We start from the raw sequence: 25,908 nt of genomic DNA, 5'->3' as shown, positions 1-25,908 counted from the left end.
GCCGCTTGCCGCCATCAACGTCGTCGGCGGCGGTGCACTGAACGCGCTGCTCTGTCAGGCAACGGCAGACCGGGCAGGCGTGCCCGTGATCGCGGGCCCGGTCGAGGCGACGGCACTCGGCAACGTGCTCGTGCAGGCGCGCGCCGCCGGGGCCATCACGGGATCGCTGGCCGACCTCCGGGCGCTCGTCGCCGCGACTCAGCGCACCTCCCGCTTCGAGCCGCGCTGAGCCGCCGAACCGCGCTGAGCTGCCCGAGCCGCGCTGCGCCGAACCCGCCGTCGCTGCTTCACTCGCGCCGGCGCGACTCGTACGCTGCAGGCGCCGTCTGCACCGCACGCACCCGGCTCATGTCGAACTTGGGACGACGGTCGAAGTCGTACAGTCCGTTCTGCTCCTGGAACGTGTCGGTGAGCTGGGTGTAGCAGTATCCGAACATTCCCGCGTCGTCGCGGAGCACGGCCACGAGCCCCGCGAACCGGGCGTGGAACTCCTCGAGGTCGCGAACGCGCTGTCCGTAGCCCCAGGAGTAGCTGCCGTCGTCGTTCCTGGCCAGCTCCGCGTTCCACCAGATGCCGCCGAACTCCGAGACGAAGAACGGCTGCCCGGAATAGGGAACCGAGATCGTGCGTCCGTCCTCCGTGTTCGCGTACGGCGCCCCCGCTGCAAGGCCGCTCTGCTGGCGGGCGAACGCGGCCGGATCCTGCTCGTACGAATGCGCATCCCACACGTCGGCCTCGCGCACCCGGTGCGAGTAGCCCGACGCGTCGATCACCGGGCGCGTCGGATCCGCGAGCTTGGTCGCGAGGAACATGCCGCGCGTCACGTCGTCCAGCACGGTGATGCGGTCGTGCAGCGTCTGGTGCGTCTCGTTGAGCGGACACCATCCGATGATCGCGGGATGATTCACGTCGCGTTCGAGCGCCTCCAGCCACTGCGTCACGAACGACGCCGTCTGTCCCTGGTTGTGGCCGACGGCACCCGCGCCGGACACGCCCCAGTCGCCGAACTCGCCCCACACCAGGTAGCCGAGCCGATCCGCGTGGTACAGGTAGCGCTCCTCGAACACCTTCTGATGCAAGCGGGCGCCGTTGAAGCCCGCCTCCATCCCGAGCCGGATGTCGCGTTCGAGTGCCGCGTCGTCTGGCGCGGTCATGAGCGACTCCGGCCAGTACCCCTGGTCGAGCACGAGGCGTTGGAAGACGTGCTCCCCGTTGAGCAGCACGGCGTCGCCGTCGATCGCGACGCTGCGGAGCCCCGCGTAACTCTGCACCCGGTCCCTCACGACACCGGTGCCGTCTGCAAGCTCGATCTCCAGCGTGTAGAGAAACGGGTCGGCGGGGCTCCAGGTGCGCGCATCCGCTTCGTCGAGCTGGAGGCGAGCGGCGCCCGACATCCCGATGCCGATCCCGACGGAAGCGGTCGCGACCTGCCGCCCTTCGGCCAGCAGGCGAACCGTGGCCGTCGCTCCAGGCAGGTTGCGGCTCGAAACGAGCTCGCACAGCAACGAACGCGCCTCCACGTCGGGCACGATGCGAAGGCGCCGAAGGTGGAGCGGATCGACGGCCTCGACCCACACGGTCTGCCAGATTCCGGTGGTGCGGGTGTAGTAGCAGTCGGTGTTGTCGTACCAGGTGGCCTGCTTGCCGCCGGCCTTCGGCTCGTGCCGCGAGTCGCGCGCTCGCACCGCCACCGTCAGCTCGTCGCCGGCCGTGAGGTCGCCGAGCCGGGCCTCGAACGGAGTGAATCCGCCACGATGACGCGCGACCTCGACGCCGTCGATCCACACCGTCGCATCGTGATCGACGGCCCCGAAGTGCAGGATGCCCTGCTTGCCTTGCCATTCCTGTGGCACGGTGAACCGGGTTCGATACCAGACGGCCTCCATGAAGTCCGTGTTCCCGATTCCGGATGCCGCGGATTCCGGAGCGAACGGCACGAGGATGCTGTCCGCCAGTTCGCGGTGCAGCAGCCCGCGCTCCAGCCCGCTGTCCCCGGAGTCGATCTCGAACTCCCATCGCCCGTTGAGGTTGATCCATCCATCGCGCACGAGCTGCGGCCTGGGGTACTCGGGTCTCGGTTGCTGGCTGCTCCCGCCCGTCTCGGCGGAAAGGGCGGTCGGGAACTGGAGTGGGTGCGTCATGATGCTTCCGGTATGTCGTGGTGATCGGACAGAGCGCGGCGCGGCGGGCATCTCTCGATGGTCGTCCCGCCGCGCCTCGGGCAAGCTACTTGGCTGCCGCGATCTCCTTCTTCAGCTGGGTGATGTACTGCACAGCAGCATCGTGCGGCGTGGTCTTGCCGAACTGCACGTTCTGCCAGAGCTGGTTCAGCAGGGTGTCGGCATCCTGCCCTCCCACGGGCGTGACCGGAGCCGGGGTGCCGGATTCGCTCGTGACCTGCTTGATGTAGTTCATGACGATCTTGTCCGAGCCGGACAGGTCGGGCGCGATCAGTTTCTGGAACTTCGGGTTGGCCGGCATTCCACGCTCGGCGCCGAACAGCTTGCCCACCTGCGGATCGGTGGTGAGGAAGTCGACCAGCTCGGCCGCCTCGGCCGGATGCTTCGACCGGCTCGAGATCGTCCAGTACATCGACGACTTCAGGTACTGCCAGCCCTTCTTCGCGTCGGCCGCACTCGGGAAGGGCAGCATGTCGAGCTTCTGCGTCGGCGCCGCCACCTGGAACGCGGTGAGGTTGGACGGCAGGAACGTCATGGCGACCTTGCCCGTCGCGAGGTCGGACTGATCGAGGTTCCCCGTCGCGCCCTCAGCGAGTTGCGACGCGCTGGGCGTCACGCCGCTCTTGATCTGGTCGAGCGCGTACTGCCAGTATCCGGCGAGCATCGACGGCTTGAGCACGACGTTGCCCTTCTGATCGAACAGCTGGTTGCCGTGCTGCCGGGCCCAGAGGGTGAGCGAGGGCGTGTCACCGCCGAACGGGTCGAGGCCTTTCACCTTGCCGTCGGACTTCTCGGTGATCTCGGTCGCGACGCGATTCAGGTCGTTCCACGTCCATGACTTGCCGTCGGGCAGCTCGACCCCGTACTTGTCGAGGATGGTGCGGTTGACGGCGACGCCCATCGAGTTCAGCCCGATCGGAACGGCGTAGAGCTTGCCGTCGTACTCGCCCGTGGCGAGCACGTTCTTCGACAGCGACGACGTGTCGAGGTACTTGCTGTACGTGCTCAGATCGGCGATGGCCCCGCGCTGCGCGTACGAGGCGACATACAGCTGGTCGAACTGCATGACATCCGGTGCGTTGCCGCCGGCGACCGTCGTGGCGAGCTTGTCCCAGTAGCTGCCCCAGTCAGTGGACTGGAGCTTCACCGTGATGTTCGGATGCGCCTTCTCGAATAGCTTCACGGCATCCTGGGTGGCCGTGACCCTCGCGCCGGCACCCCACCAGTTGAGTGAGATGGTGACGGGCTTCTTGCTGAGTTGCGGTCCGCCGTCCGAGCTGCTGCCGCCGTTGCCGACTGCACAGCCGCTCAGCACGAGCACCGACGCGGCCGCTGCCGCGACGGCGGTCAGGATGCGCGAGCGTACGCGGGATCCCGGGTGACGTTTCATGATTCTCCTTCGAATGGTGGGCGTAGACGATGACTGGATTGCGGGTGGAGAAGGATCGTCCGGGAGCACCGGACGACGATCGACGAGCGCCGGCCTACTTGCCGCCGCTGGTCGCGATGCCTCGCAGGAGGAACCGCTGGCCGAACAGGAACGCGAGGAAGACCGGCACCAGCGTCACGACGCTCATGGCGAAGAGACCGCCGAAGTCGGATTGGCCCGTCGGATCGATGAACTGCCGCAGCGCGACCGACGACGTGTACTTGTCCGGTTCGGTCACGAAGATGAGCTGGCTGAAGAAGTCGTTCCAGGTCCAGATGAACGTGAAGATCGCGGCGGTCGCGAGAGCCGGCTTCATGAGCGGGAGCATCATCTGCAGGAAGATCCGCGCGTGGCCGGCGCCGTCGATCCGTGCCGCCTCGTCGAGCTCTCTCGGGATGCCGCGGATGAACTGCACCATGAGAAAGATGAAGAAGCCGTCCGTCGCCAGGAACTTCGGCACGATCAGGGGCAGGAACGTGTTGATCCAGCCCATCTGCGCGTAGATGACGTACTGCGGGATGATCAGCACCTGGATCGGCAGCATCATCGTGACGAGCATGGCGCCGAACGCGAGACGCTTGAATCGGAACCTCAGCCGCGCGAACGCGTAGGCGGCCAGCGAGCAACTGATCAGGTTGCCCAGGATGGCGCCGACGACCACGATCGCCGAGTTCAGCAGGTAAGTGCCGAACGGCTGCTGGAGCGCGCCCCAGCCGTTGGTGTAGTTCTTGTAGGCGAACGTGTCGAGCACCAGGCTCGGGTTGTTGAAGATGTACCCGTCTGGGCGCAGCGAGCTGGCGACCATCCAGAGCACGGGGTAGAGCATGATCAGGCTCAGCACGATGAGCAGCGTGTGCTTGCCGATGCTCGAGATTCGCTGGCGTCGCAGCATGGCGGCCCTGGCCGTGTCTCTCGGCAGGGAGTAGTCCCGGCCGCTGGGCCTCGGGGGCGCCGTTCGGATGCTCGTCGACTGATCAGTCATCGTAGAAGACCCAGTACTTGGAGGCCCAGAAGTTGATCGCTGTCGCGGCGGCGACGATCAACAGCAGGAGCCAGGCGATGGCGGACGCGTAACCCATCTGAAGGCTGCCGAACGCCTTCTGATACAGGTAGAGCGTGATGAAGAGGGTGGAGTTCGTCGGGCCGCCCGAACCGTTCGAGATGACGTACGCCTGCGTGAACGACTGGAAGGCGCCGATGATCCCGAGCACGAGGTTGAAGAACACGATCGGGCTGAGCAGCGGCAGGGTGATCGACCGGAACTGCCGCCACTTGCTCGCGCCATCCGTCGACGCGGCCTCGTAGAACTCCGGCGGGATCTGCCGGAGTCCGGCCAGGAAGATCACCATCGGCGCGCCGAACGTCCACACGTGCAGCACGATCAGGGTGCCCAGCGCGGTGTTCGGCGAGCCGATCCAGGACGGGCCGTGGATGCCGAACATCGCCAGGAAGGCGTTGAGCAGGCCGCTGCCGCCGAACACCAGTCGCCACAGCACGGCGATGGCGACGCTGCCGCCGAGCAATGACGGCAGATACAGCACCGACCGGTAGAACGACAGCCCGCGCATCCCGCGATCCAGCAGCACCGCGATGGCGAGGGCGACGGCGAGTTGCAGTGGCACGGAGATCACGACGTACGTGAGCGTGACCACCAGGGAGCTGCCGAGATCGGAGTCCTGCAGCATGCGGCCGATGTTCGTCAGCCCGGTGAACTGCGGATTCTGCAGCAGGTTGTAGTTCGTGAACGACAGGCAGAACGAGGCGACGATCGGGCCGAGCGTGATCGCGACGAACCCGACGATCCACGGCGCGAGGAACACCGCGGCCGCCTTGTTGTCGCGGGTGTCCGACTTGTCGCGCGCGCGCTTGCCCGCCTTGGTCGGTTTCAGTGCACGTAGTTCGCTGAGGGCGCTCATCCGCGCCCCCAATCGGGTACTCCTGTGGTGATTCTCATGGTGCGCATCTCCTTCGACGGCTGCTCCGGGGGCGAACGGGAGCTAACGTAGAGCGCTTGTGCTACGTAGCACAAGATTTTGGCAAACGTTTGCCAAGAACACTCCTGCGCCGTCCAAAGCAGTAATCTTTGCGAAATCGGACGCATGATGCCCGGTGGTTTCGCGTGCACCAACGGGAGGCTCGATGGCGGTGACAGCCCGCGACGTCGCCAAAGTGGCCGGGGTGTCTCAGCGCACCGTGTCGGACGTCGTCAACCTGCCCAATCGAGTCGGAGCCGAGACGCGCAAGCGGGTGCAGGCCGTAATCGACGAGCTCGGCTATCGGCCCAACCCGCACGCGCGGGGGCTTCGAACCCGACGCACGGGCGTCATCGCTTTCGTGGTGCCCGAGCTCGACATCCCCTACTTCTCCGATCTCGCGCGATCGTTGATCCCCGAGCTCGATCAGAGGTCGCTCACGCTCGTCGTCGATCAGACGAACGGAGACGCTTCGCGCGAGCGCGCCGTGCTCCAGGGCGGCTCCGTCTCGGCGAGCTTCGACGGAGTGCTCCTGAACGCGCTCAGCCTCACTGCGGCGGATATCGAGGCGGCCGCGGCGGCCCAGCCGATCGTGCTCCTCGGCGAGGAGGACTACGGGCCGAGCGTCGACCAGATCGCAGTGGACGGCGTCGAGGCGGCCTACGTCGCCACGAGACACCTCGTCGAGTCGGGCCGCACCAGGCTCGCCGCCATCGGACGTCAGAGCCGGGAAGCAGGGACGACCGCCCAGCGCGAGGCCGGCTTCGTGCGGGCCATGACCGAGGCAGGACTCGACCCGTTCCGCTATATGTCGCGCGTGGAATATACCCGGGAGAGCGGCGCGTCGGCGATGCGGGAGATGCTCGAACGGCCGGATCCGCCCGACGGGGTCTTCTGCTTCAACGACCTGCTCGCGCTCGGCGCCATGCGCGCGGCGTGGGAGCGCGGCATGGACATCCCGAATCAGATCGCGTTCGTGGGTTTCGACGACATCCAGGACGGTCGGTTCGCGATGCCGTCATTGAGCACCATCGCGCCCGACAAGTCCGCGATCGCGCGCCGGGCCGTCGAGATGCTCACCGAGCGGATCGCGGGATACGACGGTCCCGGCCGTCGGGAGCAGGCGGGCTTCCGGCTGCTCGTGCGCGAGTCGTCTGCCCCGGCGCTCCGCTGAGCCTTCCGGCCCGCAGTCCCCTCGGCTGCACAGCGCCCTCTGTACGCCACCACTTGTACGCCACTACTCATTTCACTCGCAGAAAGTGCTGCTGCCGGGCGGCGCATCCGCGCTTTCTGCCATTCAAACGGCGGCTCGGGCCACCGCCGTTCGGATGCGCGGCTACGTCCGCGCGCGGCGCACGCCACGGACGCCTCATGCCACCGCGCCGGTCCAACACGCCACGCCCGTTTCACTCGCAGAGAATGCGGTTGCGGACTTCGGCGTCAGCATTTTCTGCACGCGAAACGGCAATCGGGGCTCGGATGCGAGGGCATCGGGACACAGGTGGCACCGGGACGCCCGGTGGCACCGGACGCGAGCGGCACCGGACGCCCGGTGGCAGCGAGTGTGTGGCACCGGATGGGGCGGCCCCGGATGCGGGTGTATCCGCATGGCGCTGGCATCGTGCCGCTGGCATCGCGCCAGCTGCGCCGCCGGTCCAACCCGTCACTCCGGGCGCCGTGGAGTACAGAAGATGCGAACCCGACGTGATCCGGTTCGCATCTTCCGCCAGCGATCGACCCACGAGGATGACCGCCGCAACCACGGACTCTACGCGAGCGCGTTCGCCACCAGGATCAGCGTCTCGGCCGCATATGCACTGACGTGCTTCTGCGACTGTGCCGCGAGCTCGTTGCCGAAGGCGCCGAGCTGATGGGCGTTCAGCTTGGCCAGCAGACTTTTCGCGACGCCCTGATCGTCGATGTCGCCCGACTGCCGGTACGCGCCGACGAGCTTCTGCAGGGTCGCATACACGTCACCCTTGTCGGCGAGGTATCCGAGCCCGGCCTTCTGGGCGGCTGAGCCTGCGACCGGCTTCAGGAACGTCACATCAGGAAGGCTCCCGTCCGGTTTTCTGGGTGCCGTGAGCTGCTGCATGTCTAGGCTCTCGAAGTCGGCGGGAGTGAGGGCGAGGCCGCCGTTCAGGGTCCATGAGTTGTTCGTCTCGTTCGCGGCCGGCGTGTTGTCGTTGAGCGTCAGCGGACCGGCGAAGGCGAGGTTGCCGTGCAGCACCTCGCGGAATCCGGCGATGTTGTCGGCGCTCGTCGGGCTCACGCGCTCCAGCATGTTGAAGTCCGCGCCGTATCCGGGCTTGTAGCCGGTGTTGTTGATCCAGTACGCGGACTGCCCCGGCTGGTGGTTGGCGTAGAAGTTGTTGGCACCGTTGTCGGCCGCCAGCGAGTCGATCACAGTGTGCACGGGAATCGTGTCGGGGAGCCCGGTCGTCGCGTACGCGAATCCGCCGACCTTGAACCCGTTCTGGTCTCCGATGCCGTTCTGGTTGCCGTGTTGACGGAACGACCAGTCGTCGATGTACGCGACGCGGCCGGGCGAGGTGATGCTGTCGAATCCGTCGTCGCTGTTGTGCCACGACCGGTCGCCGATGAACCACACGTTCTTGGCGTGCGCACCGAACCCGTCTGTGTTGCCCGCCGCCGTCGCCGTCGGCCCGATGTTGTCGTGCGAGTCGCTGTTCAGCACGACGCCGGTGCCGTCGATCGTGAAGTAGAAGCCATTGGCCTCGTTGCCGTACGCCGCCATGTCGACGAAGTTGGCGCCTCCCGCGATGCGGAACGCCTCGGACTGCTTCTGCGCGCCGACCTTCACCCCCGTCACGTCGAATCCCACGAAGTTGACGTCGGTCACGTTCGTCTGGATGTAGAAGGCCGCGACCCGCTGATCCGTCGGGACGTTGCTGAAGTCGAAGACCGGCCGGGGGTCGCCCGGATACGCCTCGTACGTGATGCCGCTCTTATAGATCGGATTCACGTAGTGGTAGACGTCCTCGAACGGGTTGTCCGTCTCCGGAACGGTGAAGTCGTCGTACACCCCGCCTCGGATGTACACCACGTCACCCGGCGACGCGACCGCCTGCGCCTTCATCAGGGTCTTGAACGGGGCATCCTTCGTGCCCGGGTTGCTGTCGTCTCCTGTCGGGGAGATGAAGTAGGCGTGCGATGTCGGCGAGGTCGTGTGCCTCAGGACCGACAGCACCGAGAGGGCCGAGTCGTCCGCCGACTTCTGGGCTGGATCGGCAGGGGCGGCCGTGGCGGCGTTGGCGGCCAGCGGTGTGAGCAGAAGTCCGGCGATGCAGGCTCCGGTGACGGCGATGCGCTGTGCGGTTCTCATATGCGGTTCTCCTTCGATGTGTGGTCACGTTGCACGGCTGCTCCGCTCACGGATGCACCGGCCCGCGCTCGCCGATGGCGTCGCCGACGAGCGCGAGATTCTGGATGGCGGCGAGCCCGAACTGCGCCGCCGCGTTGGTCGAGACGCCCTCCGCCTCGTCGACAGGCGACAGCGTCTGCGGAGGGAGCACGGTGCGCACGCGCAGCACGGCGTCCGCGTCATGGAAGTCGCCGCGGGCCAGGAATTCGCCGCTCGCGTCGAAGGCTCGCCAGACCGGTCTCGCGAGCTCGGCGTCGCCCGTGCGGCTGGCGACGTAGGCGAGCAGACGGCTGTGCGCCTGGGTGAGGTTGGTGCCGGTGAGCACTTCGCCGACGGCCGCCACCTGCTCCTCGTCGGTGGCGAGGAACAGCCTGCAGTACTGCAGCCAGGCATCCCGGAACGCCGGTAGGTCGACGAGGTCGATGAGCTCGCTGCACATCTCGACGAGACCGAAGACGGCGCTGAGGTGCGATACCGCGATGCGCGATCGGGCCGTGTCGAAACGCCCCGCTCCGAGGTCGTACAGCGCTTCGCCGGTGAGGAAGCCGTACGGCAGCTCACCGATGTCGGTCATGGTGCCGACGAGTCGATCGCGCGACCACTCGTCTCCGAACCGCTCCCATTCGGTCAGCCAGGTGGCCGCCAGCGCACCCCAGTCGGTTCCGAGCCCGATCGCCAAAGCGTGCCGGTCCGGCCGGTAGGTGGCGGCATCCGTTCGCACCTTGCGGGTCGGATCGAGCGCCAGGAACGTGCGATCGCTGTCCCGCAGCTCGTGCAGCAGGTCACCCGTTCGCTCGTCCGTCGTGAGGTAGTAGTAGAAGCGTCGGTAGGCGGGGTTGCTGATGCGCAACTGCTTGGCACTGCATCCCCAGTGCTGCACGTTGTGGCGCGATCCGAGCCCCTTGAACCGGCCAAGGTGGTAGGTGTCCACCTCGCCGGTGTGCCTCGTCATCGCCTCCGCCATGCGGAACACGTCTTTGCGTCCCGTGCGCAGGAACGTGTACCAGAGCCAGAGGTCCGGCGAGAGCTCGGAGTTGTCCCACGCGTATCCGCCGACGTCGTAGCGCCACGTGTGACGGTCTCTGTCGTACGTGTGCATGATGTCGCCGAAGTTCCAGAAGCCGTACCAGCTGCGCTGGTCGACCTGGTCGCGATAGAAGGCGAACAGCGCATCCAGCTGGTCCTCGAGCCGGGCCTTCTCCGGGGTGCCTCGGTCGGGCAGCGACCAGTCGCCGAAGACGCCCGCGGCGCGGATGCTCGACGGCTCGGCCGCGAGCTGCGGCGGGTCAGCCACGAGGCGGGCGTGCTCGGCGAACACGGCTGTGGCCGGCGTCGCCTCGTACGGCCGCAGCCAGAGCTCGTGCGTCCGCGCGATGCCCCTGGCGTCACCGAACCCGGGCTCGTAGTCCTCGTATGTGATCTCGAGTCCCTCGAGCTGGCTCGCGTAGTCGTCCTGCCCGAGCCCGTCGTGGTAGAACCGCATGTCCATCGGCTCGGCCTCGGGAGAGTAGAGCCACGCGGTGAGCGATCCGACATCGGATGCCGCGTCTCGCACGTCGAGTTGCACGGGGTACGACTGCCAGAAGTCGCGGACACCCAGTCCGATGCCGCCCGTGACGTCGCCGAGGTACGCGTAGCCGTCGGACCGCGTGCCGGCCGTCACCCCGACCCACGCGTGTCCCGCGGCCGTGCGCTTGCGCAGGGTGAAGCCGTCAGGGGTCGGCTGGCAAAGAGTGACGTCGTTCCAGGCCGGAACCAGCTCGAGCCGGTCCGAGACCTGAGGCGACCACTCGGAGAGCGGCGCCGTCGGGATGCCGGCGACCTGCGCCGCCCGAACCTGCTCACCCGGATCCCGTCGCAGGCCCGTGATGCCGCGAACCGCCTCGGCGAAGACGCCGCCGTCCGCGCCGGCGATGCGCACGTGCCTGTCGTGCAACGCGGCCCGGAGCGGCACCGCTACCCGAAGCCCCAGCCCCGCCAGGAAGTCGTGGTCGGCGTCGCCATCCCAGATGAAGGAGTGCACGAGCCGCACGCCCGGGCGACCCGCGGTGAAGTACAGCCGCATCGTGAACGGCAGCCAGCTCCGCTCTCCGCCGGTCTCACGGTGGACGCCTTCGACGCGCACGACAGCGCGCATCGGCCCGTCCTGCTCCACCTCGACCGATGTGACCTCGCTCACGAATCCGACGCGCTCGCGGCTCTGCTCGCCGTCGGGCGGCGTCGTCTGCAGCACGCTCACCAGACGCGCATCGCGCGCGACCTGCCTGCCCGACATGCGCACGTCGGCGACGACCGCGGGCCCGGACGCCGGCAGGAGCATCGAGACGGCGCCGGTGTCGACGCGCACTCCGTCGTCACCACGCGTCACGCTGAGGGCGGATGCCGGGCCGCCGGAGGCAGCGGCGGCATCCGCGCGTCGCACCAGATAGCCGTCGCGCACCTCCGATGTGGCGACTCCCACCCACTTCAGCGAGGAGTCCGGCCACGTTGCCAGCGGCCAGAGCTGAGCGGCGACGCGCTCGCCCTCCCGGTCGACGAGTTCGAGGTCGCCGACCGACGTCACGGCGCCGCGCGGGATCGGCGCGCCGAATGCCGCGGCGTTCTCCAGTCGCTCTGGATGCGTGTCGCCCAGCCATCGCACCCGGACTCCGTCGAAGTCGGCGGGATCGCCCTGCTCCCGGTCCATGGCGGAAGCCGTGTCGTTCATCGTGTCAGTCATGCAGTGAGGTCACCTCGAGGTCTCGATAGGCGGCACGCAGCGGTGCCATGTGGCGGAACCCGATCCGCCCGCCCGCGAGAACGTCATCGCTCTCGTCGTGCCAGGCGAACACGGTCAGGTCATCGATGCCGAATCGCACCGAAGGGCCGTCCTTGACGATGTGGACGCGGTAGAAGCCGTCCACGTCGCCGACGGCGGGAAGCGGGTCTGCCCCCTGTGCGACGAGCTGGAACCCGGGCGACTTGCGCAGATTGCTCGTCGTGAAGCGACGTTCGCTCGGCCACTTCCTGCGGTAGTACGAGGCGTGCAGCGTGCGGATGTCGCCGGAGTGGTACTGGGGGTAGTAACCCGTGCGCGGGGCGAGCCGCGGCGAGAAGAGATCGGCGCCGGCACCCGTCGCGGCGAAGAACACCATGGCGAGGCCCTCGTCGGTCAGGGGGCGGAACGACCAGGAGACGCAGATGCCATCGGGCAGCTCGACCGGGCACCACACGGTGAAATGCGCATGGTCGCCGAGCTCGAGCTCGTCCGCCGTGCTCTCCAGCTCGAGGCCCTGCGGCCCCGCGACCGCGCGCATTGGCCCCTCCGGTTCCATCCGTCGAGGTCGGCAGGATGCCGCAGCGCATTGGAATACAACAGGCTCACGGCTGCACACCCCACCGACCGGCCGGCTCGACGTGCTCGCCGACGCGACGTACGGCATCCAGTGCGTGGGCGACGAAGGCGGCGAGCGCGCGCGCACCGTGCGTGTTGAAGTGCGTGTCGTCGTGCACCCCGTCGGGCCAGTGCTCCGACTCTCCAGGGCCGAAGTGGACGAACAGGCAGCGCGCGTCATCCCGGCCGAGCCAGGTGTAGAACCAGCGGGTGAATGCCGTCAGGTCGATCACCGGCACGTCCTCGTCGCGGCCGAGGTCGCGAACGATCTGGGGGTACCCGCCGTGCGAGTGCCGCAGGCTGTCGTCCGCGAAGAGGCGGCGCTCGGGCGAGGTGGCGAGCACCGGGGTGGCGCCGTGCCGGCGCACCTCATCGGTGAACGCGGCCAGGCGTGCGCGATAGCCGGCCATCGCCTCCGACAGGGGCCGCGCCTTCTGGTCGTTGTGCCCGAACTGGAGCACGACGGTGTCTCCCGGCTCCAGGTCGGCGAGGAGGTTCGCCCATCGTCCTTCGTCGATGAAGGACTCGGTCGTGGCGCCGCCGACGGCGTAGTTGACGACCGGATCGGGCACGTATTCGTGCAGGTATCCGCCCCATCCGCTGAGCGGATGCTCGTCGGGCTTCGGGGATGCGACGGTGGAGTCGCCGGCGAGACGGATCGTCATCCCTTCACCGCCCCGATCAGCATGCCCTTCGCGAAGTGCTTCTGCAGGAACGGGTAGAAGATCAGCACGGGGATCGTCGCGACCACGATCACCGCGTACTTGATGCCCTGCGACGGCGGGATGTACGACGGATCGGACTGCTGGGCCGTGGTGAGATCGGTGGCCGCCGTCACCTGCTGGAGGAACATCTGCAGCGTCCACATCGAGCTGTTGTTGAGGTACAGCAGCGGCGACATGAAATCGTTCCAGATGCCGACCGCGTAGAACAGGGCGAAGGTCGCGAGGATGGGCTTCGACAACGGAAGCACGATGCGCCACAGCACCTGCAGCTCGGTCGCGCCGTCCACCTTCGCCGACTCCTCCAGCTCGGCCGGGAGGTTCTGGAAGAAGTTCTTGACGATGATCAGGCTGAACGGGTTGATCGCGAGCGGCAGGATCAACGCCCAGTACGTGTTCAGCAGCCCGAGCTCCTTGACGATCAGGAACGTGGGAATCATGCCGCCCGAGAACACCAGCGTGACGACCACCGCGGTGAGCACGAAGTTCCGCCCGGGCAGGTCGCGCTTCGCCAGGGGATACGCCATGGTGACCGTGAGCAGCAGCTGGATGACGGTGCCCACCGCCGTCACGAGCACGGTAGTGATCACGGCCCTGGTGAATGACGGGGTCTGGAAGATCGCCGTATACGCCGACAGGTCGAAGTGGTCGGGCCAGAAGAAGAACGGACGCTGGGTGAGCTCCGTCTCGGAGGCGAACGAGCGGGCGAGCACGAACAGGAAGGGCGCGAGCGCCAGCACGCCGACGAGGACGAGGAACACCACGTTCGCGACATCGAACGCACGTCCGGCTCGCGTGTTGAAGCGTGCGCCGCGCGCGCGGTCCTCCCTGCGTGCCGTTCCGCGCACGGCAGGCAGCTGCGACGTCTCGGTCATCAGAAGATCCCCTCCTGGTTGAAGCGCTTCGCCAGCCAGTTCGCGCCGAGGATGAGCACGACGCCGACGACGGCCTTGAACAGGCCGACGGCCGTCGAGTAGCTGTACGCGCCCTGCGTGATGCCGACGAAGTACACGTAGGTGTCGAACACGTCGGCCACCTGCCGGTTGAGCGAGTTCGTCATCAGGTAGATCTGCTCGAACCCGGTGTTCAGGATCTGGCCCATCTGCAGGATGAGCATCACGATGATGGTCGGCCGGATGGACGGCAGCGTCACGTGCCAGACGCGCTTGAACCTGCCGGCGCCGTCGATGATCGCCGCTTCGTACTGCTCCTGGTCCACGGTGGCCAGGGCTGCGAGGAAGATGATGGTCCCCCATCCGGTGTTCTTCCAGATGTCCTGGAGCACGATGATCGGCCGGAACCACGCCGGGTCGGTGAGGAAGTCGACGTGCGTGCCGAACAGCCCGTTCAACAGACCGAACAGCGGGCCCGCTCCCTGCGAGAACAGCAGATAGGTGAGGGATGCCACCACCGTCCAGGCCAGGAAGTGCGGAATGTAGATGAGCGTCTGCACCGTGCGCTTGAGCACCATGAGACGCATCTCGTTCAGCATCAGGGCCATGAAGGTGGTCACCGGAAAGGCGATCACGAGGCTCAGGAGCGCGAGGATCAGCGTGTTGGCCAAGAGGCGGACGAAGTCCGGATTGTTGAAGAACTGCTGGAACTGCGCGAGCCCCACCCACTGGCTGCCGCCGATGCCCAGGAACGGCACGTAGTCCTTGAAGGCGATGATCGCGCCGTACATGGGCGCATACTTGAACAGCGCGAAGTACACGACCCCGGGCAACAGCAAGAGATAGAGCCAGCGGTAGCGCACCACGCGCGCCCACAGCTTGTTCTTGCGGCCGCGACGGGTGCCCATCCTGGCGAGCTCCGTCTCGGTGACGAGCTCGGCGATCGGGGCGTCCTGCGTGACAGTCGGCGTCGACATCACTGCACCTGCTTACGGTTCGAGTGCGGGGACGGCCGGTGCGATCGGCCGCCCCCGCAGCGACTACTTGTTCTTGTCGGCCTTGTAGAGCTTGTTGATCTCAGAGGTCACCTGAGACCCGCCGCTCGTCTTCCATTGCTGGAGTGCAGCGGCCAGTCCTGCGTCGTCGATCTGCCCCGCGTCGTACTTGATGCGGGCATCCGAGATGATGTTGTCGAGCGTCGCGCCGCTGAGCACATACGTGTTGGACACGTACGCGGCCGCGGGGTTGAAGACGGCGTGCTTGAGGTCGGCGTTCATGACCTTCGTCTCGGCGTCGTACTGCTGCTGGTCGTAGTCGTTCAGCTGCTTCGGCGTGTAGAACTTGCTGCCGCTCACCGCGATGCCGAGCTGCGCGTATGACGCCGCGTCGTTGGTGAGCTGCGTGGATTCCGCCGTCGGCGGGTTGATCGCCTGGGCGTGTCCGTCGACCACCGTGAAGTTCTTGCCCTCGATGCCGTTGTTGATGAGGATCTGGGCCTGCTTGGTGTTGAGCTTGTTCAGCACCGACAGCACCTGGCGCAGCTTCGCCTCGGTCTTCACGGACGCCTTGGGAATGGCGATGAATCCCGAGTAGCAGGCGGTAGGGAGCGCGTGCAGCTTGCCGTCCGGCCCCTCGAGGTTGCCCGTCCACGCGACGTACTTCTGGTAGTCGTTCGGGTCGGCCTTCTCGAACAGCCCGTTGATCTGCCGAACCCGCGAGTAGGTGTCGATGATGATGCCGCCCTGGCCGTTCATGAACGGCGTGTTCCAGTCGACGGAGTCCATGGTGGCGTAGTCGGGGTTGATGTACCCGTTCGCGACGATCTTCTTCTCGAACGCCAGGGCCTTCTTCCATGCCGGGGTGGTGAAGCTCTGCACGAGCTTGCCGTCCTGCCGCGTCCACAGGAAGCCGCCAGCACCCGTTTCACTCGCAGAAAGTGCTGCTGCCGAGCGGCGCATCCGCACTTTCTGCACGTCAGACGGGATCCCGCGCCGCCTCCGTCCAGCAGGCGGGATGCCCGCCGCCAGGCGACCTCACGCGCGTCGGCCAGGTGAACGCGCAGCGATCGGTCCCCTTGTTGTCGACGGGTCCGCCTGTCGACGCGGACGAGTGGACCCGTCGGCAACGAGCGGACCCGTCGATGGACGCGAGACCTGCGGAGGTCCCACCTCCAGACCAAGCACGCCGCCACGAGCGTCCGCCAGGCGAACGCGCGCCGTGGCCGGTCCAATGGCGGCCGAGCGCAGCACGCCGTTGCCCAGCCGAATAGGGTCGACGTGTGAGCATCGTCGTCAGTGTCCCCGGAACCGCCCTGCTGAACGCCTACGAGTCACTGCCCGGCCCGGCCCCTGAGGGTGTCGAGTTCGTCGAGTGGGACTTGCAGGGTCCCGCGCCTCGCGACGACTTCGACATCGTTGTTCCTCCGTACATGGGTGGGACCGCCGTGCTCGGCGCGCTCGCCGGGGTGAGCACGCAGCTCGTGCAGAGCCAGTCGATCGGATACGACGCGGTCGCCGCCGCGCTTCCCGCCGGGATCGTCTTCGCCAACGCCTCGACCGTGCACGAGACGTCCACCGCCGAGCTCGCCGTCGCGCTCATGCTGGCGTCGCAGCGCGGCATCCCGGATTTCGTGCGCGCGGCGGAACGAGGCGAGTGGGCGCCTGCCCGGTACCCCAGCCTCGCCGATCGCCGTGTGCTCATCGTCGGATACGGCGGCGTGGGCAAGGCGGTCGAGGCGCGACTCGCGGGCTTCGAGGTCGAGGTGACCCGCGTCGCCACCCGTGCCCGTGAGGAGGACGGCCTTCGCGTGCATGGCATCGACGAGCTGCCCTCGCTGCTGCCCGACGCCGACGTCGTCGTGATCGGCACCCCGCTGACGGATGCCACCCGGCACCTCGTCGACGACGCGTTCCTGTCCGCGCTTCCCGACGGGGCGCTCGTGGTCAACGTCGCTCGCGGAGCCGTCGCCGACACGGATGCCGTGCTCGACCACGCGCGACGGGGCAGGCTGCGATTCGCGCTCGACGTGACGGACCCGGAGCCGCTGCCGCAGGGGCATCCGCTGTTCGCGCTGCCGAACGTGCTGATCTCCCCTCACGTCGGTGGTGCGACGAGCGCGATGCTGCCGCGCATGGCCCGACTGCTGCGCCGTCAGATCGAGCGGATGCTCGCCGGCGAGCCGCCCCTCAACGTGGTGCTGCGCACCTGACGTAGGGCCAACGACCTGGGTCGAGCCCGGCCCGCTGGGGTGCAGGGCCGTGTGCAGGCGCTAAACCCGGACGCGCTGAACACCGGCGCCCTGAAACCCGCGCGCAGAACGCGGCGCACTGAATCCGGGCGCGCAGAACCCGGCGCACTGAACCCGTGCGCGCTGAACGCGGACGCACCGACCGCACCTGCCCGCCCGAGCTCGAGCGCCGGGCTTGCCTCTCGCCGTTGGTGCGCCTCGCCTGGTAGCGACCGGGTGCGCGGTAGAGTCCGCAAGCATCGCGACGACGCAGAGCGCGCGTTCGTCGCGGCGCGAACGGAACGGGGTGGGCATGCTGTTCGGGGACATCATCGAGACGATCGGCAAGGTGATCGACGCCGTCGGTGTCGCCGTCATCGTGATCGGTGCCGTCGCAGCCGCCGTCCTCACCGCCTTCCGGATGCGCGAGGGCGATGCCTATCGCCGGTTCCGTCAGCAGCTGGGCCGCTCCATCCTGCTCGGGCTCGAGCTGCTCGTGGCGGCGGACATCATCCGCACGGTCGCGGTCACGCCGACGCTGGAATCCGTGGGCGTGCTGGCCGGCATTGTCGTCATCCGTACGTTCCTCAGCTGGTCGCTCGAGTTGGAGATCACGGGCGCCTGGCCGTGGCAGAAGCGACCGGCGGCCGCACAGCCCGGCCGAACCGCAGAGCCTGCCCAGGCCGCGCGGCCCACGCAGACCGGCTCGGTCGGCGGCAACGACGGCGGCCTCGAACCGCGCTCCTGACGAACGCGACGTTCGACCGCCGCGACCGGAGTCCGAGGAGCCCCGACGAGCTTTGTCGCCTACGCGGCGGCGTCCTCGTCGTCTGCAGAAGCCTCGTTCAGGCGCTCGAGCTCGTCCGCCGTGAGCCGGAGCGTAACCGACTCCAGAAGAGCGGGCAGCTGCTCGACCGTGCGCGCGCTCGCCAGCGGCGCGACGACCGTCGGCTGTCCGCGCAGCCAGGCGAGCGCGATCGAGGCGACGGATGCACCGTGCGCCTCCGACACCTCGTCGAGCGCCGCGAGCACGCGGCGTCCGCGCTCGTCGAGGTACTTCGCGGCACCGCCCGCGCGAGCACTGTCGACCTCGACGCCGTCCCGGTACTTGCCCGTGAGGAATCCGCTCGCGAGCGAGAAGTAGGGCACCACTCCGAGCCCGTAGCGCTCGGCGCGCTCCTGCAGACCGTTCTCGAACTCGCGCTCGACCAGGTTGTAGTGGGGCTGAAGCGCCACCGCGCGGTGCAGGCCGTCGCGCTCGGTGACCTCGAACCACTCGTCGATGCGTTCCGGCGTGTAGTTGGAGATGCCGATCGCGCGCACCTTTCCGGCATCCACGAGTTCGGAAAGCGCGCCGACGGTGTCGGCCAGCGGGATCGAGGCGTCGTCGAAGTGGGCGTAGTAGAGGTCGATGTGGTCGACCTGCAGGCGGCCGAGCGAGGCATCCGCTGCAGCCTTGATGTTGCTCGGGGCGAGTCCCTTGAACTCCGGATGCGTGCTCACCTTCGTGGCGATCACCAGCGAGTCGCGGTCCGAGCGGCGCGCCAGCCAGCGTCCGATCGTGCGCTCGCTCTCGCCGCCGTGGTTGCCAGGCACCCAGTGCGAGTATCCGTCGGCCGTGTCGATGAAGTTGCCGCCGGCATCCGCATAGGCGTCGAGAACGGCGAACGATTCGTCGTCGTTCGACGTCCAGCCGAAGACGTTGCCCCCGAGCGAGAGCGGGAAGACCTCGAGCTCGGACGAGCCGAGACGTGCGCGCGGTGCAGACATGGATTCTCCTTCATGACGGGCGGCACCCGGCAGACGGCGGGAACGAGAACGACCGTGTCGGACGGTCCGCCACCGGGCCGCGGTGATGCGTCTCCGGTGACGTCTCTACTGTGCAACGCGCGCACGAAGGATGCATTCCGCTGCGTCATCGGAAGTCACGTGGTCCCGGCGGATCCACACCGCACCGGTGGCATGGGTCTCGACGGGTGCTAGCCTTCTGTGGTCCGACCACAGGAGCACGCATGACGACCCAGCAGGCGGGAGCGGCGGCGACGCCCCAGGCGGGAACGCCTGCGCCGATGCAGCCTGCGGCGCCCGCCTCCCGCGCGTGGCGCATCGCGCTCGAGCACGTCGAGGCGCGGCTGCTGGCCGGTGAGTTGCGCCCCGGCGATCACCTGCCACCCGAGCGGCAGCTCGCCGCCGATCTCGGCGTATCGCGCTCCTCGGTGCGCGAGGCGATCAGGGTGCTCGAGGTGCTGGGACTGGTGCGCACCGCCACCGGCAGCGGACCCAATGCCGGTGCGATCATCGTCGCCTCGCCCGACGGCGGCATGAGCGCCGTCATGCGCCTCCATGTCGCAGGGCACGGCTTCCCCGTGGCCGATGTGGTGGAGGCGCGACTCGTCGTTGAGCCCGCGATCGCGGCGCACCTCGCGCGCGCTCACGCCAGGAACCGGCGCGGGCCGGAGCAGACGGACGCGGGCGCCCGGGTCGACCCGGGACACATGTCGAGCCTGCACCGGGCATCCGCGCTGCTCGATGCGATGGACACCCCCGATCTGGAGCCGGCGGAGTTCCTTGCGCTGGACGCGCGGTTCCATGTGGCGCTGGCCGAGGCATCCGGAAACACGGTGCTCACCGCGACGATGGCCGGGCTGCGCGACTCGATCGAGGGATACGTGCTGCAGGCCGTGCCGAACCTGCCGTCGTGGTGGGCTACGTCGGCGAGGCTGCGCTCGGAGCATCGCGGAATCGTGGAGGCCATCCTCGCCGGAGACGACACGGATGCCTCCCGCCGCGTCCACGCGCACGTCGCGGGCTACTACTCGGAGTCGCGCATCACCCAGGCGCAAGAGCACGCGACCGGCTCATAGCCGGCGCGGTGGCGAACGATAGCCGCCGGAAGACCTCAACAGCAGAACATCGAAGACACGAAGTCGTAGACACGAGACCGAAGAGACGAAGGAGAGCACACATGGTGCAGCGGCGATTCCCGAAGGTGCGAGACCTCGCACCGCTCATGCAGTTCAAGAAGCCTGAGCTCAACGGGAAGAAGCGCCGGCTGGATGCCGCGTACACGATCGACGACCTGCGAGCGATCGCGAAGCGCCGCACCCCCAAGGCCGCCTTCGACTACACGGATGGCTCCGCCGAGTCGGAGATCAGCCTCGCGCGTGCACGCCAGGCGTTTCAGGACGTGGAGTTCCACCCCGACATCCTGCGGCCCGCCGTCGATGTCGACACCTCGTGCGAGATCCTGGGCGGCCCCTCCGCCCTGCCGTTCGGCATCGCCCCGACCGGGTTCACCCGCCTGATGCAGACCGAGGGCGAGACTGCCGGGGCGGCGGCCGCAGGCGCGGCGGGCATCCCGTTCACGCTGTCGACGCTCGGCACGACGTCGATCGAAGACGTCAAGGCCGCCAACCCGGCCGGCCGCAACTGGTTCCAGCTCTACGTCATGCGCGACCGGGAGATCTCCTACGGCCTCACCCGACGGGCGGCGGCGGCCGGATTCGACACGCTCATGTTCACCGTCGACACCCCCATCGCCGGCGCAAGGCTGCGTGACAAGCGCAACGGCTTCTCGATCCCGCCGCAGCTCACCCTGAGCACGATCGTGAACGCCATCCCCCGGCCGTGGTGGTGGATCGACTTCCTCACCACGCCTCCGCTCGAGTTCGCGTCGCTGTCGTCGACGGGAGGCACGGTGGGCGACCTGCTCGACGCCGCGATGGACCCGACGATCAGCTACGAGGACCTCGCGGTCATCCGCGAGCTGTGGCCGGGCAAGATCGTCATCAAGGGCGTGCAGAACGTCGAAGACTCCAAGCGTCTCATCGACCTCGGCGTCGACGGCATCGTGCTCTCGAACCACGGCGGTCGGCAGCTCGACCGGGCGCCCGTGCCGTTCTGGCTGCTTCCGGATGTCGTGCGCGAGGTGGGCAAGGACGCCACCGTCATGATGGACACCGGCATCATGAACGGCGCGGACATCGTCGCGGCGATCGCGCTCGGGGCCAAGTTCACGCTCGTCGGCAGGGCGTATCTCTACGGCCTCATGGCGGGCGGGCGCGAGGGCGTCGACAAGACCATCGACATCCTCGCCACCCAGCTGCGCCGCACCATGCGCCTGCTCGGCGTCTCGAGCCTCGAAGAGCTGAACCCCTCCCACGTCACCCAGCTGACCCGCCTGATGCCCGTTCCGCGGACCGCCACGGAAGCAGCGGATGCCTCCCCCACCCGTTCCCGCGGCACGACTTCGCGCTCTAGCACTGCTGCCACCGGCACGACAGGCGGCGCTGCGACATCGTCCACCTCGCCGGCGAGCGCGACGGCGAGCTCGTCGACGACCCGTCGGGCGACGGTCGAGGCTCCCGCGAGGACACGCGCGACGCGCACCCGCGCCGCCGCAGGCGCCACCGGGGCGACCGCCGAAGGCGCCACCGCGGCGACGGTCGACGAGAAGCCGGCGAAGGCCACGACCGGCGCACGGCGGGGCACGGGCGCGGCGAGCGCGCGGAGCGCAGCAGCGACGAGCGCCGCGAGCACTTCCCGGCCGAAGACGACCGCCAGAAAGACGTCGACCACGACCGCAGCGAAGACCGCCGCGCCGAGGCGCACGGCGGCCTCGGCATCGTCCGCAGCGTCGGCCGAAGGCCGGCCGGAGAGCGAGTCTCGCGCTGAGGGGTGAGGCCGTACGCGGGAGCGCCGGGAGGTACGCAGGCGCAACGCACACGGGGCCGGTGAGCGGTCGGCATCCGCCTGCCGGACCCGGGAGTGAACCGATCGCGGTGCTGTCTCGTGTACCTAGTGGATGCCGATCGAAACCGCATCGGCGAGCTGTTGCCAGACACGCGCGTCCGCTCCCGGACAGGCGCACACTGAGGTCAAGCGGCCGAGGCCGAGTGACTGAGGCCGAGTGATCGAAGTCGGGCGGCCGAAGTGGCGAACAAGGACAGGCGACGGGGGACAGGCGACGCTCCCGGGCGAGCAGAGGCATCCGCGCAGGAGAAGGAGGAAGCATGACAGCAGACGAAGCTGCGCTGGTGCGTGCCCTCCACGATGAGCACGGTGCGGCGCTGTGGCGGTATGTCGTCTCGCTCACGGGTGACACCGCGCAAGCCGACGACATCGTGCAGGAGACGCTGCTGCGCGCGTGGCGCAAGCCCGAGGTGCTCGATCAGAGCGAGACATCCGCGCGTGCATGGCTGTTCACCGTGGCGCGCAACCTCGTCATCGACGGTGCGCGCAGCGCCAGGCACAAGCACGAGGTCGTCACAGACGAGCTTCCCGACATCGCTTCCGCCGACGAGACGGACGCCCGGCTCGACGCCTGGCTGGTCGCGGACGCCCTGGCCACGCTGTCGGCGGAACACCGGGCGGTAATCGTGCACGCGTACTACGGCGGGCGCTCGACGGCCGAGATCGCCCGCGAGCTGGGAATTCCGGAGGGCACGGTCAAGTCGCGCATGCACTACGGGCTGCTCGCCCTTCGGCTCGCACTTCAGGAGAAGGGGGTGACCCGATGAACGACCGCTTCGCGCGCGAGGCGTCCAACGACGCGCGCAACGACCACGAGCGATTCGACGAGTGGGATGCCGCCTACGTGCTGGGCGCGCTCACGCCCGCCGATCGTCGCGCCTACGAGGACCATCTGGCGTCGTGCCCGATCTGCTCGGCGCAGATCGGAGAGCTCGCCGGCATGCCCGGCCTGCTCGGAACACTCTCCGCCGAGGAGGCGACGGGACTGCTGGAGGCAGAGCCGCCCCAGGCGCCCGACCTTGTGTCGTCGCTGCTGCACCGTGTGAAGCGGCGGCGCAGGATGCGCAGGTGGTCGCTGGCCGGCGCGCTCGTGGCCGCTGCGGCGGTCGCGGCAGCCGTCGCCCTCGTCGTGCCCTCGATAGTGAGCGAGCCGCCAGCGGCATCCTTCGCGACCAGCCTGCAGCCGCCGGCTGCGGCATCCTCGTCGAAGAGCCCGCTCACGGCGAGCGTCACTCTCACGGCGAAGAAGTGGGGCACGTCGATCGGCATGGTGTGCGACTGGAAGGCCGACTCGAGCTGGTCGCCGGATGCCGGCGGCACGTCCAGGTGGGAGTACGCGCTGTGGGCGATCGCCCGCGACGGCACCTCCGACCGGGTGGCCACGTGGTACGCGGGCCCAGGCGATGTGGTGCACGCCAGCGGTGCGACGTCGATCCAGGCGGATGACATCGACCGCATCGAGCTGAGGGCCACTGACACGGGCGCCGTGCTGCTCGCCGCACCCGTGCACGCCACGGCGAAGGGCTAGCCCGGCGCGAGACCGCGCTTAGAACAGCCCGCCCAGTGTGGCCAGCATGCGCTGGTCGTCCTCGAGCGCTCCGCCCTCGTGACCGTTGTACGGCCAGACGACGATCTCCTTGGATGCGCCTGCGTACGCGTTGAACGCGCCGAACACGGTCGAGGGCGGGCACGTGGCATCCATCAGCGCCGTCGAGAACCAGGCGGGAGCCTGCGCGCGCTTCGCGAAGTTCACGCCGTCGAAGTACGTGAGCACCGAGTGAACGGCGCCGACCCGATCGCGATGCACCGCCAGGTAGTTGCCGATCTCCTTGTAGGGCATGTTGTCGGTGATGACGGATGCCCGCGGAAAGTCGCACAGGAACGGAACCCGCGGGAACGCCGCGGCCACGTCGGGCACGAGGCCGGCGACCGCGAGCGTGATGCCGCCGCCCTGGCTGCCTCCCGCGACGACCACGCGGTCGGCGTCCACCAGGTCGAGCGAACGGGCCGCATCGACCGCGCGCACGCCGTCGGTGAACAGGCGGCGGTAGTAGTACGTGTACGGGCTCTCGATGCCGCGCGTCATGACACCCGGATACGCCGGACCGCTGCCGTCCGGGTCGACGGTGTCGCCGAGGCCCCAGCTCGAGCCCTGACCGCGCGTGTCCATGAGCAGATGCGCGAAGCCGGCGGATGCCCACAGCAGGTTCTCCAGCGCGTGCCCGCGCCCTCCGCCGTACCCCTGGTACTGCACGATCGTGGGCAGCGGCCCTGACGTGCCGGCCGGAACACGCAGCCACGCCTTGATCGGCTGCCCGTGGAATCCGTTGAACGTCACGTCGTAGAGATCGATCGTCGCGAGTCCCGTCTCGACGAGCGTCAGCACGACGCCGAGCGGGAACGACCTGGCGTCGTCGAGGGTCTCCGTCCAGAACGCGTCGAAGTCTTCCGGTTCGCGTTGGTCGCTGGTGTACGCGCGCAGCTCGTGCTCGGGGAGGTCGGTGAACATCGCACCAGGATATTGGTGCTGCACCCGCCTCGCCGCCCACAGCCGTCGCCCGCCGCCGGTCGAGCCGGCCGAAACCGCTCCGGCACCCCCACCGCCGGTGTCGGGCGTCAGCTACGGCCCATGCCGCGATACCGCCATCCCGCGGCCGTCCAGGCTTCGCGATCGAGCGCGTTGCGTCCGTCGATGACGATCGCGCCGGCCACGAGCTCGCGCGTGGCGACGGGGTCCAGCCCGGTGTACTCCGGCCATTCCGTGACCAGGATGACGAGATCGGCGTCGCGCAGGGCATCCGTCGCGTCGTCCGCGTACTCGAGCTGCGGATGCCGCAACCGCGCGTTCGCCACGCCCCGCGGGTCCGCCGCGACGAGGTTCGCACCGAGTCCCTTGAGCGCCACGGCCACGTCGAGCGCTGGAGAGTCGCGCACGTCGTCGGAGTGCGGCTTGAACGTGACGCCGAGCACGGCGACCTTGCGCCCGACGACGGATCCGCCGAGCTCAGCCGTGGCGAGGTCGACAACGCGGCCGCGGCGCCGGAGGTTGATGGCATCCACCTCCTTGAGGAACGCCAGGGCCTCGCCGCGGCCGAGCTCCTCGGCCCGGGCGGTGAACGCGCGGATGTCTTTCGGCAGGCATCCGCCGCCGAAGCCGACGCCCGCGTTCAGGAACCGCCGCCCGATCCGGGCGTCGTATCCGATCGCATCCGCGAGCTGCGTCACGTCGGCGCCCGTCGCCTCGGCGATCTCCGCCATGGCGTTGATGAACGAGATCTTCGTCGCCAGGTACGCGTTCGCGGCCACTTTCACGAGCTCGGAGGTCGCGAAGTCGGTGACCAGACGCGGCGTGCCCGAGTCGAGCGCGTGCGCGTACACCTCGTCGAGCACCACCACGGATGCCTCGTCCCCGTGCTCGACGCCGTACACCAGCCGGTCCGGCTCCACCGTGTCGTGCACCGCGAAGCCCTCACGCAGGAACTCGGGATTCCACACCAGCCGAGCGCCCGTCGCGCGGATCCGATCTGCCAGCCGTCCGGCGGTGCCGACCGGAACCGTGCTCTTGCCCACGACGACGTGGCCAGGACCGAGTATCGGCAGGAGCGCATCGACGGCGGCATCCACATAGCTCAGGTCGGCCGCGTGCCCGTCCCGGGCCTGCGGGGTGCCGACGGCGATGAAGTGCACCGTCGCGTCGGCAGCCTCGGCCGGATCGGTGGTGAAACGAAGCCGCCCCGACGCGATCGACTCGGTCAGCAGCTCCGGGAGTCCAGGCTCGAAGATCGGCGGCTCGCCCGCCGAGAGGCGCGCGATCTTGTTCGCATCCACATCGATGCCCACCACGTCGTGCCCGAGCTGAGCCATGGCCGAGGCGTGCACCGCACCGAGGTAGCCGCAACCGGTGACCGAGATTCGCATGGACTCCTCGCTTCAGGTCGTTGTCGAACGCTCGCCGCTCCGAACGCCCAGCCGATC

At 68.4% G+C, this 25,908-nt stretch carries 21 protein-coding genes and 1 pseudogene; 8 read left to right on the top strand and 14 right to left on the bottom strand.

All coding sequences use genetic code 11. The features are described from left to right. The coding region (locus tag VHB92_RS03215; protein WP_325451289.1) for an FGGY-family carbohydrate kinase at positions 1-229 on the top strand (229 nt) is incomplete at its 5' end. Between the two features lie 58 nt (positions 230-287). Here the strand turns inward: VHB92_RS03215 and VHB92_RS03210 are convergent. From VHB92_RS03210 to VHB92_RS03195, 4 genes are all read right to left on the bottom strand, one after another. Further along, positions 288-2,141 carry a glycoside hydrolase family 2 protein gene (locus VHB92_RS03210; RefSeq protein ID WP_325451287.1) on the bottom strand — a complete coding sequence of 618 codons (1,854 nt, stop codon included), beginning with the start codon at positions 2,139-2,141 and terminating at the stop codon, positions 288-290. Positions 2,142-2,226: 85 nt separating this feature from the next. Continuing rightward, positions 2,227-3,570, bottom strand: a complete 1,344-nt coding sequence (locus VHB92_RS03205) for a sugar ABC transporter substrate-binding protein (protein ID WP_325451285.1) — start codon at positions 3,568-3,570, stop codon at positions 2,227-2,229. A gap of 94 nt (positions 3,571-3,664) precedes the next feature. Beyond that, the gene (locus tag VHB92_RS03200; protein ID WP_414653054.1) at positions 3,665-4,591 is read right to left on the bottom strand and encodes a carbohydrate ABC transporter permease; all 927 of its coding nucleotides are present in this window, start codon (positions 4,589-4,591) and stop codon (positions 3,665-3,667) included. After that, positions 4,584-5,525 carry a sugar ABC transporter permease gene (locus VHB92_RS03195; RefSeq protein ID WP_325451283.1) on the bottom strand — a complete coding sequence of 314 codons (942 nt, stop codon included), beginning with the start codon at positions 5,523-5,525 and terminating at the stop codon, positions 4,584-4,586. Before VHB92_RS03195 ends, VHB92_RS03200 begins: the two co-directional genes overlap by 8 nt. Positions 5,526-5,748: 223 nt before the next feature. Here VHB92_RS03195 and VHB92_RS03190 point away from each other — a divergent pair, with 223 nt between their 5' ends. After that, complete coding sequence (locus VHB92_RS03190; RefSeq protein WP_325451281.1) at positions 5,749-6,756, top strand: LacI family DNA-binding transcriptional regulator; 1,008 nt, start codon at positions 5,749-5,751, stop codon at positions 6,754-6,756. Positions 6,757-7,350: 594 nt separating this feature from the next. Here VHB92_RS03190 and VHB92_RS03185 read toward each other — a convergent pair. The 7 genes from VHB92_RS03185 to VHB92_RS03155 all read right to left on the bottom strand — a co-directional run bounded on the left by VHB92_RS03185 (position 7,351) and on the right by VHB92_RS03155 (position 15,913). Then, positions 7,351-8,928, bottom strand: a complete 1,578-nt coding sequence (locus VHB92_RS03185) for a right-handed parallel beta-helix repeat-containing protein (protein WP_325451279.1) — start codon at positions 8,926-8,928, stop codon at positions 7,351-7,353. Between the two features lie 46 nt (positions 8,929-8,974). Then, entirely contained in the window at positions 8,975-11,686 is a 2,712-nt protein-coding gene (locus tag VHB92_RS03180; protein ID WP_325451277.1) for a Tat pathway signal sequence domain protein, read from the bottom strand. Beyond that, on the bottom strand, positions 11,679-12,263 hold the full coding sequence (locus tag VHB92_RS03175; RefSeq protein WP_325451275.1) for a DUF1961 family protein: 585 nt from the start codon (positions 12,261-12,263) through the stop codon (positions 11,679-11,681). Before VHB92_RS03175 ends, VHB92_RS03180 begins: the two co-directional genes overlap by 8 nt. A 64-nt stretch (positions 12,264-12,327) precedes the next feature. Continuing rightward, positions 12,328-13,005, bottom strand: a complete 678-nt coding sequence (locus VHB92_RS03170; RefSeq protein WP_325451273.1) for a rhamnogalacturonan acetylesterase — start codon at positions 13,003-13,005, stop codon at positions 12,328-12,330. Then, positions 13,002-13,937: a carbohydrate ABC transporter permease gene (locus VHB92_RS03165; RefSeq protein WP_325451271.1), complete on the bottom strand. Its 936-nt coding sequence runs from the start codon at positions 13,935-13,937 to the stop codon at positions 13,002-13,004. The genes VHB92_RS03170 and VHB92_RS03165 overlap by 4 nt, the downstream gene beginning before the upstream one ends. Continuing rightward, positions 13,937-14,932 carry an ABC transporter permease gene (locus VHB92_RS03160; RefSeq protein ID WP_325451270.1) on the bottom strand — a complete coding sequence of 332 codons (996 nt, stop codon included), beginning with the start codon at positions 14,930-14,932 and terminating at the stop codon, positions 13,937-13,939. Before VHB92_RS03160 ends, VHB92_RS03165 begins: the two co-directional genes overlap by 1 nt. Before the next feature lie 63 nt (positions 14,933-14,995). Continuing rightward, the gene (locus VHB92_RS03155) at positions 14,996-15,913 is read right to left on the bottom strand and encodes a hypothetical protein (RefSeq protein ID WP_325451268.1); all 918 of its coding nucleotides are present in this window, start codon (positions 15,911-15,913) and stop codon (positions 14,996-14,998) included. Between the two features lie 320 nt (positions 15,914-16,233). Here VHB92_RS03155 and VHB92_RS03150 point away from each other — a divergent pair, with 320 nt between their 5' ends. Both VHB92_RS03150 and VHB92_RS03145 read left to right on the top strand, forming a co-directional pair. Beyond that, positions 16,234-17,163 (top strand): 2-hydroxyacid dehydrogenase, encoded by a 930-nt coding sequence (locus tag VHB92_RS03150; RefSeq protein ID WP_414653052.1) that lies wholly within the window; start codon positions 16,234-16,236, stop codon positions 17,161-17,163. 331 nt (positions 17,164-17,494) lie between these two features. After that, positions 17,495-17,929 (top strand): DUF1622 domain-containing protein, encoded by a 435-nt coding sequence (locus tag VHB92_RS03145; RefSeq protein ID WP_325451266.1) that lies wholly within the window; start codon positions 17,495-17,497, stop codon positions 17,927-17,929. A 59-nt stretch (positions 17,930-17,988) separates the two neighbouring features. Here the strand turns inward: VHB92_RS03145 and VHB92_RS03140 are convergent, their stop codons facing one another. After that, the gene (locus VHB92_RS03140; protein WP_325451264.1) at positions 17,989-18,951 is read right to left on the bottom strand and encodes an aldo/keto reductase; all 963 of its coding nucleotides are present in this window, start codon (positions 18,949-18,951) and stop codon (positions 17,989-17,991) included. A 242-nt stretch (positions 18,952-19,193) separates the two neighbouring features. On the opposite strand from VHB92_RS03140, the gene VHB92_RS03135 reads away from it, so the two are divergent. From VHB92_RS03135 to VHB92_RS03120, 4 genes and pseudogenes are all read left to right on the top strand, one after another. Beyond that, on the top strand, positions 19,194-20,045 hold the full coding sequence (locus tag VHB92_RS03135) for a FadR/GntR family transcriptional regulator (RefSeq protein WP_325451262.1): 852 nt from the start codon (positions 19,194-19,196) through the stop codon (positions 20,043-20,045). 101 nt (positions 20,046-20,146) lie between these two features. Next, positions 20,147-21,382, top strand: a pseudogene (locus tag VHB92_RS03130) (alpha-hydroxy acid oxidase); the annotation flags it as partial. A gap of 811 nt (positions 21,383-22,193) precedes the next feature. Then, a complete protein-coding gene (locus tag VHB92_RS03125; RefSeq protein ID WP_325451260.1) occupies positions 22,194-22,700 on the top strand; it encodes a sigma-70 family RNA polymerase sigma factor in 507 nt (168 codons plus the stop codon). After that, complete coding sequence (locus VHB92_RS03120) at positions 22,697-23,461, top strand: zf-HC2 domain-containing protein (protein ID WP_325451258.1); 765 nt, start codon at positions 22,697-22,699, stop codon at positions 23,459-23,461. Before VHB92_RS03125 ends, VHB92_RS03120 begins: the two co-directional genes overlap by 4 nt. Before the next feature lie 18 nt (positions 23,462-23,479). Here the strand turns inward: VHB92_RS03120 and VHB92_RS03115 are convergent, their stop codons facing one another. Next, positions 23,480-24,442 carry an acetylxylan esterase gene (locus VHB92_RS03115; RefSeq protein ID WP_325451256.1) on the bottom strand — a complete coding sequence of 321 codons (963 nt, stop codon included), beginning with the start codon at positions 24,440-24,442 and terminating at the stop codon, positions 23,480-23,482. A 107-nt stretch (positions 24,443-24,549) separates the two neighbouring features. Then, on the bottom strand, positions 24,550-25,851 hold the full coding sequence (locus tag VHB92_RS03110) for a UDP-glucose/GDP-mannose dehydrogenase family protein (RefSeq protein ID WP_325451255.1): 1,302 nt from the start codon (positions 25,849-25,851) through the stop codon (positions 24,550-24,552). Positions 25,852-25,908: the final 57 nt, after the last annotated feature.

It is taken from the genome of Humibacter sp., from assembly GCF_035547335.1.
Taxonomy (GTDB): domain Bacteria; phylum Actinomycetota; class Actinomycetes; order Actinomycetales; family Microbacteriaceae; genus Humibacter.
This window is presented reverse-complemented; position numbering and strand designations above follow the sequence as displayed.